The 14,192-nt window shown below is 65.4% G+C and carries 15 protein-coding genes; 7 read left to right on the top strand and 8 right to left on the bottom strand.

Annotation, left to right across the window (positions count from 1 at the left end; all coding sequences use genetic code 11):
* Positions 1-66: 66 nt before the first annotated feature.
* Entirely contained in the window at positions 67-834 is a 768-nt protein-coding gene (locus EYF70_RS19780; RefSeq protein WP_131146943.1) for a hypothetical protein, read from the top strand.
* A gap of 221 nt (positions 835-1,055) precedes the next feature.
* On the top strand, positions 1,056-1,748 hold the full coding sequence (locus EYF70_RS31400; RefSeq protein ID WP_218943702.1) for a hypothetical protein: 693 nt from the start codon (positions 1,056-1,058) through the stop codon (positions 1,746-1,748).
* A 484-nt stretch (positions 1,749-2,232) separates the two neighbouring features.
* Here EYF70_RS31400 and EYF70_RS19770 read toward each other — a convergent pair whose 3' ends face one another.
* A complete protein-coding gene (locus EYF70_RS19770) occupies positions 2,233-2,478 on the bottom strand; it encodes a hypothetical protein (protein WP_131146942.1) in 246 nt (81 codons plus the stop codon).
* A gap of 323 nt (positions 2,479-2,801) precedes the next feature.
* Between EYF70_RS19770 and EYF70_RS19765 the strand changes: the two genes are divergently transcribed.
* The 3 genes from EYF70_RS19765 to EYF70_RS19755 are packed head-to-tail and all read left to right on the top strand — an operon-like array spanning position 2,802 to position 5,295.
* The gene (locus tag EYF70_RS19765; RefSeq protein WP_131146941.1) at positions 2,802-3,518 is read left to right on the top strand and encodes a phosphatase PAP2 family protein; all 717 of its coding nucleotides are present in this window, start codon (positions 2,802-2,804) and stop codon (positions 3,516-3,518) included.
* A complete protein-coding gene (locus tag EYF70_RS19760; RefSeq protein ID WP_131146940.1) occupies positions 3,518-4,408 on the top strand; it encodes a diacylglycerol/lipid kinase family protein in 891 nt (296 codons plus the stop codon). The genes EYF70_RS19765 and EYF70_RS19760 overlap by 1 nt, the downstream gene beginning before the upstream one ends.
* 8 nt (positions 4,409-4,416) lie before the next feature.
* Positions 4,417-5,295, top strand: a complete 879-nt coding sequence (locus EYF70_RS19755; RefSeq protein WP_131146939.1) for a metallophosphoesterase family protein — start codon at positions 4,417-4,419, stop codon at positions 5,293-5,295.
* Between the two features lie 145 nt (positions 5,296-5,440).
* Here EYF70_RS19755 and cls read toward each other — a convergent pair whose 3' ends face one another.
* Both cls and EYF70_RS19745 read right to left on the bottom strand, forming a co-directional pair.
* Positions 5,441-6,829: a cardiolipin synthase gene (gene cls, locus EYF70_RS19750; RefSeq protein WP_131146938.1), complete on the bottom strand. Its 1,389-nt coding sequence runs from the start codon at positions 6,827-6,829 to the stop codon at positions 5,441-5,443.
* Complete coding sequence (locus tag EYF70_RS19745; RefSeq protein WP_131146937.1) at positions 6,826-8,862, bottom strand: site-specific recombinase; 2,037 nt, start codon at positions 8,860-8,862, stop codon at positions 6,826-6,828. Before EYF70_RS19745 ends, cls begins: the two co-directional genes overlap by 4 nt.
* Positions 8,863-9,182: 320 nt before the next feature.
* Between EYF70_RS19745 and EYF70_RS19740 the strand changes: the two genes are divergently transcribed.
* Positions 9,183-10,265, top strand: coding sequence for a porin (locus EYF70_RS19740; RefSeq protein WP_131146936.1), 1,083 nt, complete (start codon positions 9,183-9,185; stop codon positions 10,263-10,265).
* 285 nt (positions 10,266-10,550) lie between these two features.
* On the opposite strand, the gene EYF70_RS19735 is transcribed toward EYF70_RS19740, so the two are convergent.
* The 5 genes from EYF70_RS19735 to EYF70_RS19715 form a co-directional block, all read right to left on the bottom strand.
* The gene (locus tag EYF70_RS19735) at positions 10,551-11,093 is read right to left on the bottom strand and encodes a DUF3617 domain-containing protein (protein WP_131146935.1); all 543 of its coding nucleotides are present in this window, start codon (positions 11,091-11,093) and stop codon (positions 10,551-10,553) included.
* A 14-nt stretch (positions 11,094-11,107) separates the two neighbouring features.
* Positions 11,108-11,773 carry a YiaD family glycine zipper/OmpA-like lipoprotein gene (locus EYF70_RS19730; protein WP_131149215.1) on the bottom strand — a complete coding sequence of 222 codons (666 nt, stop codon included), beginning with the start codon at positions 11,771-11,773 and terminating at the stop codon, positions 11,108-11,110.
* A 123-nt stretch (positions 11,774-11,896) separates the two neighbouring features.
* Positions 11,897-12,043: a lmo0937 family membrane protein gene (locus EYF70_RS19725; protein ID WP_121670992.1), complete on the bottom strand. Its 147-nt coding sequence runs from the start codon at positions 12,041-12,043 to the stop codon at positions 11,897-11,899.
* A 105-nt stretch (positions 12,044-12,148) separates the two neighbouring features.
* On the bottom strand, positions 12,149-12,370 hold the full coding sequence (locus EYF70_RS19720) for a hypothetical protein (RefSeq protein WP_131146934.1): 222 nt from the start codon (positions 12,368-12,370) through the stop codon (positions 12,149-12,151).
* A gap of 130 nt (positions 12,371-12,500) precedes the next feature.
* A complete protein-coding gene (locus tag EYF70_RS19715) occupies positions 12,501-13,277 on the bottom strand; it encodes an outer membrane lipoprotein (protein WP_229420467.1) in 777 nt (258 codons plus the stop codon).
* Positions 13,278-13,433: 156 nt separating this feature from the next.
* Between EYF70_RS19715 and EYF70_RS19710 the strand changes: the two genes are divergently transcribed.
* Entirely contained in the window at positions 13,434-14,180 is a 747-nt protein-coding gene (locus tag EYF70_RS19710; protein WP_131146933.1) for a Crp/Fnr family transcriptional regulator, read from the top strand.
* The last annotated feature ends 12 nt before the right edge of the window (positions 14,181-14,192 follow it).

Raw genomic sequence — 14,192 nt, 5'->3', positions numbered from 1 at the left:
GGCAATGCTGTGCGGCGAAAAAACGCGTTGGGCTAAGATGAATATTCGGATAACACAGGAGGCATCATGCAAAACGACGACAAGGAACGGCTCCAGCAGCCGCCGATCCATACGCACCTGCCGGACACGGTGCCGCCCGAGGACGTGAAGAAAATCGTCGGCGACGCGGTACCGCACGGCGCCGACTACAACCTGCCGCCGCCAGCGGGCGCCGGCAAATCGATGGGCAGCGGTCTCGATGACTCGGTGGGCGGCCCGACGATGGGCGCCGACCCGGCACCGCGCGGCCAGGCAGCCACCACGCGCGACCAGGACAGCCGCGCCGTCGACCAGCACATGGGCAACCTGCAACAGGGCAGCCAGCAGCTGGGTGGCCAGCAGCAGGGGAATCAGCAGCAAGGCAACCCGCAGCAGGGCAATCAGCAGCAGGGCAATCAGCAGCAGGGCAATCCGCAGCAGGGCAATCAGCAGCAGGGCAATCAGCAGCAAGGCAACCCGCAGCAGGGCAATCAGCAGCAAGGCAACCCGCAGCAGGGCGGCCAGGGTAGTAGCGCGGGGGGCCGTTCGGACAGCGCGTCCGGAGGCAGCCAGTCGGGGTCGCCCGGCAATACCCAGCGCGCAACGGAGCAAGGCGGAGCGCGTTCCGAAGGCTTGCTGCCTGCCGGCGGCGAGGCTGACGGGCGGTTCGAGGTGGGCGAGGAAGTCAGCTTCGACCAGCAATCCGACCAGGCGCGCAAGGTCGGCAGCATGGACGAGACGGCGAAAGGACCGCACGGCGAGAAGCTGTCCGATGCGGTGGCCGGTACGCTGGGCAAGGACAGAGACAAGACCTGATCATTGGCCGATCGTTGAAATTCCAATGCGTGGGCAATCGGCTGGCTGAAACGCCGGCCGATTGCCCGCACGCGCATTGCGAAAAACACATTGCGCACATTTTTCGCCGCGACTTTTAAGCTGTATCAAATCTCCTGCTGAGCATTCCCCCGGGTCCCCTGCCTATACTGCGGAGTATTGCGCAACGCAACGTGTGTTGCCTAAGAAAAAGGGGACTTTCCATGCATCAGGATCCGCTGTTAGCCAGCATTGGTGGCATGCTGCGCCGCTTCAGGCGCGCCGAGGCGTGGTTACGCAAGGCCGGGCTGCCGGTGCTGCTGGCGCGCTTGCCCGTATGGCTGCTGTGCCTGCAATATTGCATCATGATGCGCGGCAAGACGGTGCGCATCACCCGCGTTTCCCAGCGCATCGGGCGCTGGCTTGAAACGATCACCGATCTGTCCCGGCATGAAACCGCGCGGACCGAACTGCTCGACATGGATGGCGGCATGCGCAACGATATCGAGTCGACCAAGCGAACCCTGCTGCTGCTGCGCGATCTGTGCGTGGACATGGGCGGCATGTTCGACAGCATCGGCTTCCACTCCAGGGTCCTGGACCGCACGCAGGAAACCTTCCTCGCCATCGTCGACGAATCCTGCCTCACCGCCACGACGCTGCAGCGTGCGCTGGTCATGCACGATACGCGCGCACTCGCGCTGCTGCGCGAAATGCATGAGGCGGAACACGGACCCGGTGCGATTGGCGCCGATAGGGAAGGAGCCAACAGGGATGGCGCCGATAGGGATGGCGCCGATAGGGATGGCGCCGATAGGGATGGAGCCGATAAGGATGGGACCGATGCAGGTGTCGATGCAGGTGCGCCGCCGCAAGCGGGGCCGTACCGGGATATCGGCGTAGTGGCCAAGGCCTGATGCACGGTGATGGCAACCCGGCCATCACGCCAGGCACGATGTCCGGGCAGGACTTCCAGGAGCGGTGCCCGGCTGCATCCGCCGCTAGTCAAGGCCGTGTTTCAGCCTGCACCGCCTGTCCAGCCAGCCCGCGCCGCTTTCCCAGCCAATACCGCTTGTCCAGCCTGCATCGCCTTCATGGCTGCATTGCCATCAGCCCGCACTGCCTTCAAGTCCGCATTGCCTTCGAGTCCGCACTGCCTTCAGCCCGCATTGCCTTCCACCCGGCATCCGCTGCCCAGCTCCTCCGGCGTCCCACTTTTTCTCACAGCCACTGTCAAGTCACGCCGGGACGTGGCCACCGGCACGGCTGCCGGCTGCGCTGCGGCACATGGAACGCGGCGGGTGAAGAGGTGCCGCCGCGTGCCCCAGTGCGCTGGCCACGTCCGCCGTGAGCGGTTGTCGCCGCACAGTCGTGGCCACTGTGCGACACTGCACAGATCGATTACTGTGCTTTGGACAAGATCAACAGCCAGCGGCCGAACAACAGGATCTCGATATGGCCCGGCTGCACGCCGGTATCGCATTCGATGATCGGGTTGACCGCGTAGAAGCGCTTGCGGAAGTCGCGGCAGACCAGCATCTCGCGCTTGCCGAAGCGCACCAGGAAAGACGTTGGAGCGTACTCGAGGCCGAAACGCGATTCGAAACGCGAAGGGAGACGGCGAGGGTCGTAGTCGATGGTTGCCATGACAGTGTTCCTTATCGAAAAAGGATCAAACAAGAAGTTCGCAGTGCCAGCCGCACGCCAGGGGATGCCACGTAGAGCTTCTAAGCTGCTGTTAAGCCGCTGCAGGGAAGCTACATGGACGCCTGGCCACCGTACGCTGGCGGTGCCTGGAGCACGCGGAAAGCATCCCTGGGCGAGGTCTGCAAGGATCTGCCGGACCGGTCCTGGAGGCGCTTACCGAGTGCTGCCTACTGGATAGAAGCTTAACATAACTACTGTACAAAAACACAGGACTGTATGAAAAAACAGGTTTTTTGTTCACCCGTTGCAAAAGTGCGAAAACGATGAACCAGACCATGTACTCCAGGCTGCTGCGCTTCCTCGCAGCGCGTCTCACGCCCGGCGGCGAATTCGGCCTGCACCTGACGGCAGGGCTGGCGCTGCTGGTCTCCGCCGTGGCGATGTTCCGCGAAATTGCCGAAGCCGTCGGCGAGCAGGACGATGTCGCCCGCTTCGATGTCCACCTGGCCGAGTGGTTCAATACCCACGCGTTCGAACCGCTGACCACCATCATGCTGGCCATCACGCATTCTCACGGCATCGTCGGCATGTCGATCGCGTCGAGCCTGCTCGCACTGTGGTTCTGGCGCAGGAAGGCACAGTACTGGCTGCTGTGCGTCGTCATCGCGGCACCCGGCGGCATGCTGATCAACGTGCTGCTGAAGAACGTGTATGCGCGGCCGCGGCCCATGTTCGAGGAACCGCTCCTCACGCTGGCCACCTACAGTTTCCCCAGCGGCCACACGGCCGCCTCCACGCTGTTCTACGGCCTCATCGCCAGCTATATCGTCACCACGTCGCCCAGCTGGCGGCGGCGCTGCACGGCGATGGTGGCCGCCGCCATCATGGTGCTGCTGGTGGCATTCAGCCGCGTCTACCTGGGTGCGCATTATGTCTCCGACGTGCTGGGCGCGATGGCCTACAGCGCGGGCTGGCTGGCGGTCTGCATCGCCGCCGTGTCCACGCTGCGCCGCCGCCGCCTGGCACGCAGGGACGAGTGATGGCCCGGGCCATCGTGATCGTCAACGGTGGGGCGGGGCAGGGCCATGACGGCGAACGGGTCGCGGCGCTGCGCGACAAGTTCGCGGCCGTGGATATCGAAGCCGACGTGACACTGGCCGGCAGCGGCGAGGAGATGACCGGCGCGGCGCGCGAGGCGCTCGACAGCGGCATCCGCCTGGTGGTGGCTGGTGGTGGCGACGGCACCATGAATGCCGTGGCCTCGGTGCTGGCCGGCAGCGACGCCACTTTCGGCGTGCTGCCGATGGGCACGCTGAACCATTTCGCCAGGGACCTGAACATCCCGCTGGCGCTGGACGATGCCATCGCCAACATCGCCCAGGGCCGGCCGATGGCCGTCGACGTGGGGGAGGTCAACGGCCGCATCTTCCTGAACAATTCCAGCCTGGGCCTGTATCCGGACATCGTGCGCGACCGCGTCAAGCAGCAGCGCCGGCTCGGCCGCGGCAAGTGGCTGGCGTTCTGCTGGGCCAGCCTGGCAGCCCTGCACCGCTACCCGTTCCTCAGCCTGCGGCTGCACGTGCACGGTGACGAACATGCGCGGCGCACCCCTTTTGTCTTCATCGGCAATAATGCCTACACGATGCAGGGCTTCAATATTGGCGAGCGCACGCGGCTCGACTGCGGCCACCTGAGCCTGTACGTGGCGCAGCGGCCCACGCGCTTCGGCCTGGTGCGCCTGGCGTGCCACGCGCTGGCCGGCAAGCTGGCGCAGGCCCGCGATTTCGACGTGCTGCTGGCCGACGAGCTCACCATCGATACCCGGCGCAAACTGGTGCGCGTCGCCACCGATGGCGAAGTGACGCTGATGGCGCCCCCGCTCAATTACCGTTCGCGCCCCGGCGCGCTGACGGTCATGGTACCCCGCTAGGAGAAAGCATGCGAATCATCGTGCACCTGTCCGACATTCATTTTGGCCGCGTCGACGAGCGGCTGCTCGCGCCGCTGCGCGCCACGGTCGAGGCGGTGCAGCCGCATGTCGTGGTGGTCTCGGGCGACCTCACGCAGCGCGCCCGCAGCGAACAGTTCAAGCAGGCCAGGGCCTGGCTCGACACGCTGCCGCAACCGCAGATCGTGGTGCCCGGCAACCACGACATCCCGCTGTACAACGTGGCGGCACGCTTCCTGGCGCCGCTGACGAAGTACCGCCGCTACATCACGCCGAACCTCGCGCCCGAATACGTCGACGAGGAGATCGCCGTGATGGGCCTGAACACCGCGCGCTCGCTGACGATCAAGGATGGCCGCGTCAACCGCGAGCAGGTGGAACGGCTGCAGGAAAGGATGGCGAAGGTGGCTGCGAACGTGACGCGCGTCGTCGTCACGCACCACCCGTTCGACCTGCCCGAATCGTTCAACGAGGACGACCTGGTCGACCGGGCGCCGATGGCGATGGAAGCGTTCTCGAAATGCGGCGTGGACCTGCTGCTGGCCGGGCACCTGCATGCCAGCCATTCCGGCAACAGCGCCCGGCGCTACAAGATCGCCGGCTATTCCGCGCTGGTGGTGCAGGCCGGCACGGCCACGTCCACGCGGGGCAGGGGAGAAACCAACTCGTTCAACGTGCTGCGCATCGAGGGCGATGAAATCCAGGTCGAGCGCTACGGCTGGAAGGATGAAACGGCCGCGTTCGAGGTGGCCACGATCGAGATCTTCCGCCGCGACGGCAATACCTGGCAACCGCTGGGCACCGCCCCGGACATGCCGGAAGCGATCACCAGCGACGAAACGGTGGCGCCGCAGACCGTCAGCGGCTGAGGGCGGGGAAGTGCTGGTTATCGTGCCGCCGGCTGGTGTCCGATTCCGCTCAGGAAGGCCTACCCCAAGTGCAGACTCCGGGGTCAGACCCGGCGGGTCTGACCCCAGCACTTCGCCGTTGGGGTAGATGCATGCACTGGTAGGGCTACAGCCAGTAATCCCACACCTTCGAGGCGAACTCCTTCATCCGGTTCAGCAGGGGCCGCGCACGCCACGCGGTCAGCGTGACCTCGGTGGAATTCTTGACGTCGTCGCGGAAGGCCGCTTCCATTTCCTTGCCGAAGGCGTCGCCCAGCACGATCACGTTCACCTCGGCGTTGTGCTGGAAGCTGCGGCGGTCGATATTGGCCGAGCCCACGGTGGACCACACGCCGTCGATCACCATGGTCTTGGCATGCAGCACCGCCAGCTTCAGTTCGTAGATCTGCACGCCCGCCGCGAGCAGCCGGTCGTAGAACGCGCGGCCGGCGTGGAACACCATGCCGCTGTCGGAAACGCTCGGCAGCACGATGCGCACCTTCACGCCCCGTTTCGCGGCATCGACCAGCGCCTGCAGCGTCTGCTCGTCGGGCACGAAATAGGCGCAGGTGATGTGGATCGACTTCTTCGATTCCTGGATCGCCAGCAGCATCGCCTTGTAGATCTCGTACTGTCCGCCCGGTTCGCTGCCGAGCACGCGCATCAGCTTGTCCCCGGCGATCACCGGGGTGGGGAAGTAGTCGGCCTCGCGCAGGTCGTCCGCATCCTGCCCGGTCCAGTGCTGGATGAACAGCCACTGCATTGCCTGCACGGCGGGGCCCTCGATGCGCACGTGCGTATCGCGCCAGCCTACGTCCTTGGCGTTGCGCGGCCGGCTCTTCGAGCGGAACGGCGAGCTCTTCGAATAGGTATCGCTGATGTTGATGCCGCCCGTGAAGCCGATCTTGCCATCCACGATGAGCATCTTGCGGTGGTCGCGGTTGTTCACCTTCCAGCCGTTGCCGCGCACCTTGGCCGGGTTGACGGGGTTGTAGGCGATCAGGTGGACACCGGCGGCGCGCATGCGGTCGAAGAAGGCCTGGGGCACCATCAGCGTGCCCACGCTGTCGTAGATGATGTTGACCGTCACGCCCGACTTCTGCTTGGCGATCAGCAGGTCGGCGAACTTGTCGCCCATCTCGTCCTGGTCGAAGATGTAGGTCTCGAAGTTGATGTGGTTCTTCGCCCCCTCGATGGCCTTCATCATCTCGGCCATCGTCACGGGGCCGTCGAACAGCAGTTTCACCTGGTTGCCGGCGATCAGCGGCACGCCGGTGGCGGCTTCCTCGAGGGCGGCCTGGGCTTTCAGGTCGAGCGTGTTCTTCGACCAGCGCTTGGCCAGCAGTGCCTTGGCGCGGGCCGGCGACAGCTCGCCGTTGACGGACTTGACGACCGGTACCGCCGAAGCGGCTTCCTTGGTCTTGTCGGGATCGACGGCCGGCAGCGACGCGCAGGCCGCCAGGCACCATCCGGCCAGAAGCACCGCCAGCGAGCGGCGCGGATTCCAGTGTTTCATTTCAACTCCTTGGTGCCAAAGAAAAAGTCCACCGGCGACTTCCACAGCCGGCTGCCCAGCGCCCGCAGCAGCAGGAAGCCGTGCTCGAACGGGATGCGGCGCGCGCGCAGCGCCACCCACAGCGCAAGACCGAAACTGACCAGCAGGTTGACGGCCCCGATCGCCAGGAAACCGGTAACGGATGTCACGACCAGTTGCCAGCTCACATTGTGATCCAGCGCGACCAGGGCTGTCGCGAAATTGGCCGAGGAGAAAGTAACGTGGCGGATATCGATCGGCAGCCCCAGCAGCAGGCCCAGGGCGCTGGCCATGCCCAGCATGATGCCGAAGAAGAAATTGCCCATCAGGCTGCCCAGGTTGTTTTCCAGGTAGCGGCCCAGGCGGATCGTGCGCTCGGCGCCCAGCAGGTCGTTCAAGCCGCGCAGCTGGGCGATCCGGCGGCCCCAGCGGGTGTACAGGGCCTGGTTGTCGTAATAGCCGGACACCAGCCCCGCCAGGAACAGGCACACGCCGGCGATCGCCGCATAGAACAGGGCCGGCGTATGGATGGGATCGATGTCGTGCAGCAGGTGCATCGCCTTGCCCTGGCTGACCAGGTGCTCGCCGGTCAGTTGCAGCCAGCCCCAGGCGATCACCCAGGCGGTCGGCAGGCAGGTGGCGATGTTGCCGAGTACGGCCGTGACCTGGGTGCGGAATACCTTGGTGATCAGCTCGGCCAGGCTGTCCGGATCGATGTGGCGGCCGTCGCGGCTTTGCAGGCTGGCGGCGATGTGCGACGCCGTCATCGCCGGCTGCTTGGTCGCCACCGTGAAATGCAGCAGGTGGATCAGCACGAAGCCCAGCGAGTAATTCATCGAGAACAGGAACGCTTCCACCAGCGGCGCCGCGCGCAGCGTGCCCAGCAGGATCTTGAACAGGGCCATGAAGCCGACGATCACGCCGGCACCCGCCGCGGACAGGAACATGCCGCCCAGCGCGCGCCGGTTCTCGGCGATGTAGTGCTCGCCCGTGCGGCTGGCGTTTTCCGTCACGTTGCGGGCCAGCAGGTGGATATTGTCGCGGAACAGGTCGCGCACCGTGTACTTGTTGTTGTGCGCCTCGATCAGTTCCAGCGCCAGCGCCAGCGTGGCGGCACGGCGCTGGGCCTGCCGGGTGACGGGCACGCGCTGCGGCTGGGTGCCCACCGTGCCCGTCACCAGGTTGACGGACGGTTCGGCACGCAGTTCTCCCGATACGTCGACCAGGAACAGCAGCTTGCGCAGCCGGTCGATGCTCTGGGTGAGCGTCACCAGCAGGTAGGTGAGGGCGATGGTGGTGCCCTGCACCAGGGCCTTGCGGCGGATGCGGGCGATCACGCTGTCGCACTGGTCCAGCATCACCAGCAGGTGCTTCGGATCGTCGAGCTCGATGTCCTCGCCGGCCATCAGGCGCGCGTAGCCGTCCAGGTAGTGCAGTACTTCGCGGTTCTGCACCAGGAACGGCGATTCGAACTCTTCCATCTCGGTGTGGAAATTGGTCAGCTTCGGTTCCAGCCCCACCGCCGCCACGCGGTACGACAGGGTGCGGATCGCTTCCAGCATCCCCGGCAGCATCACCTTGCGATCGCGCCGGTGGAACACCGTGTCGAACAGGTCGAGCCAGTCCAGCGAGGGCACCGCGCTGATCCATTGCCAGTCGCTCTGCTTGTAGAACACCTGGTCCAGCAAGTCCGCCAGGTATTCGTCGCCCAGCGCGGGCGGCAGCATGCGGTAGGCGATACGGCGCTTCAGTTCGGTGAAGAAGCCGTCGTTCGACAGCACGCCCACTTCCGTATACAGGCTGGCGTGGCGGCGCGCCTGCAGCAGGCGCAGCACATAGGCGCGCAACTGGCGGGCGTGTTCCGGGTTACCGCGCAGCAGCTGGGTAAGGGTGCGGACATTGGCGGCGGCACGGATGTAGTTGCCGCGGCGGCGCGGGCGCAACTCGGCAACGAGCGCGACCAGTGCGGCCACCCCCGTGGTGTGTTCATCGATGCTGTCGAGGATGGCAAGCATGGGGCACTTGGTGAGGAAAGTCCGCAGTATACCGCTCAGCCATATCTCGTCTGTACGCTAGCGAACCCAAGCCCCGGCTGTGGTTTCCCGGGCGTGGCGTGGGTGAGTCATTTCCTTGTAACAACTTCATGTGCTCTGCAGTTTTTGATTCACTTTCACCGTGCAGGGGTATATGGTTGAACTACGAGTCCTAGTTTGTGAACCTCCGCACAGAGAGGCGGTGCAGGTCGGCGATAAACTTGCATCAAGCTTTAGGTACAAAGCACGCAAGGTGGCGGGGCCGAGCCAATCGGTCGTTGGACTTGACCTAGAGACGAATCATGAATACCAAGCTGATGGCGCTGGCCTGCCTGTTCCCGATGGCGGCGCTGGCGCAGGAATCCTCTTCGATCCGCGTGTATGGCGTGCTCGATGCCGGTGCCGTGTCCGAACACGATTGCCCGAACGGCGACTGCCCCAGCACGAAGATCTCCCCGGGTGTCTCCACCGGCTCGGTGCTCGGTTTCTCCGGCCAGGAAGACCTCGGCAACAACACGCGCGCCATCTTCACGCTGGAAGCGGGCGTGCGCAACGATACCGGCCAGTCCGACCAGGGCGGCCGCCTGTTCGGCAGCCAGGCCTACGTGGGCCTGGCCAATCGCTGGGGCGCGCTGACAGTGGGGCGGCAATACGACGTCGGCTATGAAACGCTGGTCGAAGTGGCCGACCCGTTCCGCACCGGCACCGCCGGCACGGCGACGAACCTGATCGGCAACGGCACGAAGCGTTCCGACAACTCCATCAAATACCGTTCCAGCAAGTTCCGCGGCTTCTCCGCCAGCGCGATCTACAGTTTCGGCGAGTCGGCGTTCAGCACTACGCGCAACCGCGCCTATGGCGCCACCATCGGCTACGAAGGCGGCCTGTTCACGCTGCGCGCGGCGCACCAGCGCAAGAACAACTTCCTGCAGGGCGCAGGCGCCACGACGCCGGTGGACCTGTCGGCGCGCAATTCGATCATCGCGGCCAACATGCACATCTCGAAGGCGGCCACGCTCTACACGGCCTACGCCGTCAACAAGGGTGTCGGCAGCTCGCCGTGGGACCAGGACAATCCATATGGCGCGCTGGTGCTGGCATCGCCCTCCACGCGCAGCAACGACGCGCTGGCCGGCGTGTCGTATTCGGCCGGTCCCGCCACGTTCATGGTGTCGTACATCCGCAAGGACGACCGCACGCTGGCCAACCAGGATGCCAACCAGGTGGCGGTCGGCATGACGTATTCGATGTCGAAGCGCACCGCGTTCTATGCCGCCTACGCGAAGATCAAGGATGAGAACAACGCGCCTTACCGGGTCGGCAACTTCAGCGAACAAGGCAAGGGGCGCAGCGCCTTCAACGTGGGGTTGCGGCACGCGTTCTGACGGATGGGGAGGACACTGGTGTCGGACACCGATCTCACCCCAAGTGCAAATTCAGGGGTCAGACCCGGCGGGTCTGACCCCTGCCCTTCGCTGTTGGGGTGAGTGCATGCGCTTTCAATCTGCCGTATGAGACTCAACTCAACGGCAACAGTGTCCGACACCATTAGTGTCTGACACCATTTCTGGATGAAGCGCCCGAAAAGAGTGTCAGATACCGTGCTCATGCGGAGAGGTGTGAGTCGCGGGCAAGACGCAGACAACGGCGGCCAGTGCGCCGCCATGATGTCACTGCACCGGCGGGGTACTTCCGCAATCCGCGGACAGCCAGCGCCCGGCGCTTTCCACCGTCATTTGCTGCGCCTGGCCCTGCACGGTGCTGTCCACGTTCATGCGCATCGAATAGCCGCTGTCGCCTTCGAAGATCACCTGGCCGGTGCCGGACGAGGGCGGCCGGGTGCACTTGAAGGCGATGTTCAGGCCGCCGGGCACGGGTGTCTGCGTGGTGCTGCACTGGCCCGGCTGGCCCGATGGCAGCCGTGGATTGGCGGCCTGTTCCTTCGACAGGCAGAAGTTCACCTTCACGCCACCGCCCTCGGCCAGCTGCATCGTCACGCCATGCTGGGCCAGCATCTGGTCGATGGCGCGGCGCTGCTCGGGTGGCAGCCCGGCCATCTGCTGCTGCGCCATTGCCAGCGCCTGCATCGTTTCGGGCGAAGCGGCGGCGACCTTGCTGGTCATTTCCCACAGCCCCGGTTTCAGCGCGGCGCCATGGGCCGCCTGCGCGCAGGCGGCGGCGAACACCACGGCAAGCAGGCGTGACGATGTCATCGTGGCCTCCGGGGTCAGGAACGCGGTGCCGGTTCGGCCACGTAGATTTCCACGCGGCGGTTGCGGGCACGGCCGCTGTTGTCGTCGTTCGACGCGATCGGTTCGCGGGCACCGCGGCCTTCGACCACCACGCGCGTGGGCGATACGCCGCGCGAGGCGAGGTAGTCGCGGGTGTGCGAGGCGCGTTCGACGGACAGCGGCTGGTTGACAGAATCGGAACCCGTGCTGTCGGTATGGCCGATGATCGTTACCGTGGTCGCCGGATTTTCCTTCAGCGTGGTGGCGAAGCGGTCCAGGATCGGGCGGAAGTTGTCCTTGATGTCGGCACGGTTGGTGTCGAACGAGATATCGCTCGGGATCTCCATGCGCAGGCGGTTGTCGGCGGTCTGCGAGACTTGCACGCCGGTGCCCGCGGTCGCCTGTTCCATCGCCTGCTTCTGGCTTTCCATCCGTTTCGACCAGATGTTGCCGACCACCGCGCCAGCGGCCGCGCCCAGCACGGCGCCGCCGGCGGCACGGCCGCCGCCACCGCCACCGGTGGTGGCACCCAGGATGGCGCCCAGCCCGGCACCGACGCCGGCACCCGTGGCGGTGCCGCGATCCGTCGAATCCATGTTGGCGCAACCCGTGGCGCCAACGGTCATTGCGGCGGCCACGGCGACAGCCACGGCCTTGCGCATTGCATAGGGAATATTCATGATGTTCTGTCCTCCTTGTCAGTGCATTCTAGACCCATCGAGCCGGGCCATAAAAACAAGGCGGCGCTGCAGTCGAATGCAGCGCCGCCGCGGTGCCCGTCAACGCTACAGGCCTCGTCCGCTGATCAGGCGCAGCAGGATCATGATGACGGCGACCACCAGCAGGATATGGATGAAGCCGCCGATGGTGTAGGAGGTCACCAGGCCCAGCAGCCAAAGGATGATAAGTACTACAGCAATGGTATAAAGCATGATCGTGTCCTCTCGTCTCGGGTTTATATGTCCGGCGTTAGCCGTCATGGGTTTCAGTATGCGACCGGGCGGTAAGCGCTTCTGTACGGTGCCGTACGAAGTTTGTCATTTTTTCATTGCGCCGGGCGGCGCCACCCAGCCCAGCAGGCCAAGCAGGCCGGTCACGCCGAGCAGGCCGGCCAGCAGGCCACCCGTCAGCAGTACCAGCGCTAAGACTTCGGGCGCGCCGCCTTCCACTGCCTGTCTCCCGGCATCCAGTTCCAGGTACGCGATCCGCGCCAGCAGCAAGCCTGCGGCGATCAGCCAGCCCCACAGCATCCTGTTCATGTGTCCTCCCGCGCGCCCCCATGGCGCATGACTTATTGTCGGGTTCACTCATCAGGAGGCTCTGTTCGCTGGCAGACAGAACGAAAAAAAGCCCCGCGCGGTGGCGGGGCTGCAACAGGACAGAAACGGATCAGCGCGACTGCAGCTGACCCTCGACCACCTTGACCTGGTCGCCGCCACGCCACACGGGCGAATCGGTGTAGAAGGTGCGCAGTTCGCCATCCTGCATGCGCACCACGACTTCGTAATTGCGCTTGCCTTTCAGGTTGCCTTCGACCTGGTTGCCGATCACGGCGCCACCCACGGCGCCGGCCACCGTGGCCAGGTCGCGGCCGCGGCCATCGCCCACCTGGCGGCCCAGCAGCCCGCCGACCACGGCGCCGCCGGCGGCACCGAGGCCACTGCCTTCGCCGCGGGTCTTGCCATCCTTGACCGATTCCACGGTGCCGCATTCCCGGCATGCCGTTGCCGCGCGCTGCGGTTCCTGTGCCTTGTCTTCGGCGCGCTCGCGTTCACGTTCGCGCTGCAACGCCTTGTCGCGCACCGGGGCCGCGACGCGCTCTTCCTGGGCCGGTACCACCGGCGCCGGCACCGAACCGCCGCTGCTGCCGCTGGCCGAATTGCCGGAGGTCGACACGTTGCCCGCGGGACCGCCGTTGATGGTGCCCGCGCCGGCCGCATAGTGGCTCGACTGGGTGGCCGGGGTGGCCGGCGCGACGGGCGCCGTGGCCAGCTGTTCGGCGGGCGGCGTCATCAGTTCGCCGGGCCGGCCGGCGTGCTTGTTCGACGGCAGCCAGCCCATCAGGGCGGCGATGCCGACACCGGCGAACAGGATCAGCACGATGGCCACGATGATGGCGAAGGCAGGCTTGTTCTGCTTGGTGGGAGGGGTGCTGGGGTGATTCATGTCGAGTCCTTTTTTGTGTGTGGCGGCCATTGCTGGCACGGTGAAACGATTGTCCTGCCGCACCGGCGGGTGTTCCGTGCGTCACCGTACATACACCCCTGTAAGGAATCGTTAACCTCGTTACAAGATGTGCACATGCCAACCGATCAGACCAACATGAACCTGAATTTTGACACCGCGCACAGCAATCCCGCACTGCCCCCACCGGTGAGCAATCGCCTGCTGGCGAGCCTGCCGGAAGAAGACCTGGCGCAGATCGAGGCCCTGTGCGAAACGGTGGAAGCCGACGTGGGCGAAGTGCTGTACGAGCCGGGACGCCCGATCGCCTCCATTTATTTTCCCATCGATGCGCTGGTCTCGCTGCTGGCCGTCGCGGAAGGCCGCATGACGCTCGAAGTGGGCTCGGTGGGCCGCGAGGGCATGCTCGGCGCCTCGGTGGCGCTGGGCCACCGGCAGGCGCAGGTACGCGCCGTGGTGCAGCGCGCCGGTACCGTGCTGCGCATGCGCGCCGAGGACTTCCGCGCCGAATTCACCCGCATGGAATCGCTGCAGCACCTGCTGCACCGCTATACCGATACGCTGCTGGCGCAGGCGATCCAGATCGCCGTGTGCAGCCGCTTCCACGTGCTGGAAGCACGGCTGGCGCGCTCGCTGCTGATTACGCGCGACCGCCTGCAGTCGGAGAAATTCCACCTCACGCACGAGTTCCTCGCCCATGCGCTCGGCGTGCGGCGCGTCGGCGTCACCAAGGCCGCCAGCGCGCTGCAGAACCAGAAGCTGATCACCTACAGCCGCGGCAATATCGAGATCCTCGATTCCACCGGACTGGAAGCCGTGTCCTGCCGCTGCTATGAACTGGTGAAGGAAAACGGCGCGATCGGCATGGGCACGGTATTCGTCTAGCACGCCAGCGTT

It is taken from the genome of Pseudoduganella albidiflava, from assembly GCF_004322755.1.
GTDB classification, from domain to species: domain Bacteria; phylum Pseudomonadota; class Gammaproteobacteria; order Burkholderiales; family Burkholderiaceae_D; genus Rugamonas; species Rugamonas albidiflava.
The sequence above is the reverse complement of the archived record's forward strand: the minus strand, read 5'-3'. Positions and strand labels throughout refer to the sequence as shown.